The organism is Mucilaginibacter sp. UYNi724, assembly GCF_054057495.1.
The window spans coordinates 1-1,352 of record NZ_JBSRZI010000035.1; the positions used below are offsets into that span (position 1 = coordinate 1).

General features: G+C 42.8%; 1 protein-coding gene. It reads right to left on the reverse strand.

Features of this window, described 5'->3' with window-relative positions; translation table 11 throughout:
- Positions 1-57: 57 nt before the first annotated feature.
- A protein-coding gene (locus ACVW0P_RS22180; protein ID WP_457134008.1) for an IS3 family transposase occupies positions 58-1,310 on the reverse strand; the annotation gives its coding sequence in 2 pieces (ribosomal slippage) (positions 58-962 and positions 962-1,310; 1,254 coding nt in all).
- Positions 1,311-1,352 lie beyond the last annotated feature (42 nt).

Consider the following 1,352-nt stretch of genomic DNA (forward strand, 5'->3'; position numbering starts at 1 on the left):
TGAGTAGTCCTGAAATAGGTTGACTGTTTTTGATTACACAAACATTGATAAAAAAGCTCAAACATTCACCAAAGATGTTTGAGCTTTTTTGTTGTAGGACTTTAGTTTAATTTCTTTTTGCTGATGCATCTGAACAGGTGTTAACATATGGCAGCTCAGATGCGGCCTGCTGTTGTTATAAATCTTAATGCTTTGAGCCGTTTGATGCATTGCTTCGTTAATATTATTTAGTTGTTCTGATAAACCAAACTCGTCTTTAAGAATCCCGTTCACACGTTCGGCAATGGCATTCTCATATGGGTCGCCATTCTCTGTCATACTGATAGTGATATGGTTGCCTTTTAGGTAGTCCGTGTAAAGCTTGCTGCAATACTGTAATCCTCTGTCCGAATGGTGGACGAGTGCCTGGTCATTATATTTCCTGTTCGCTATTGCCATTTGCAAAGCTTTTAATGTAGATACTGCCTCCATGTTTCCGCATAGTTCATACCCCATGATTTGCTTGGAATAGGCATCGGTGATCAAGTGCAGGTATCCATGGCCGTCTTCATTTGTATCGATATAAGTAATATCAGCTACCCATACTTGTTCGGGGCGCACAAGTTCTACACCCTTGATCAGGTTAGGATATTTGCGCATCCAGTGCTTCGAGTTAGTAGTAACGGTATATCGCCTTCTTTTACCAACCAATAGCCCTTCGATCTTTAGCAATTGAAACAACTTGTCTCTGCCGATACCAAGTTCCCCTTTCAGCAGATGATGCAACTTTCGGGTTCCCAGCCGTGGCATCTGTCGGCGCACGCCAAGCACTAAGGCTTTGGCTCGCTGTTGTTTGTTTACTACTGAATGATGTTGGGTTTGAGCCTTATAATAAGCTTGTTTGCTATAGCCAAACAACTCACAGAACAAACTTACTTTTCTTGGGTAGGTTCTGGCAAGCTCACGGATCGTTTGGCTTCGTCTTTTTTTAAGATGCTGATCCCTTCTTCTTGTTCAGCGATCTCGATCAGCTTTTCATAAGCAACCAACTTTAGTTTAGCATCCGCTAACTGCGTCTCCAGATCTTTAATACGTTGTTTCTGTGGGTCTTTCATGGGGCGGCCCAATGCTCTTGCCTTTGGGTAGTGCAATTTACCATACCTGCGGCACCATTCCAATACCCGGGAGTTGCCTTTTATGCCATACTTGGCTTGAATCTGGTCTTTGTTCAATAGCCCCCGCTCATACTCGGCTACCACCGAGCGTCTGAAAGCCTCACTATACTTTAAATGCGAGGCTTCACCTTTTACTTTAACTACCTTGTAACTCATTTTGTTGACCATTTATTAGTCAACTTTTTTCAGGACGAGACA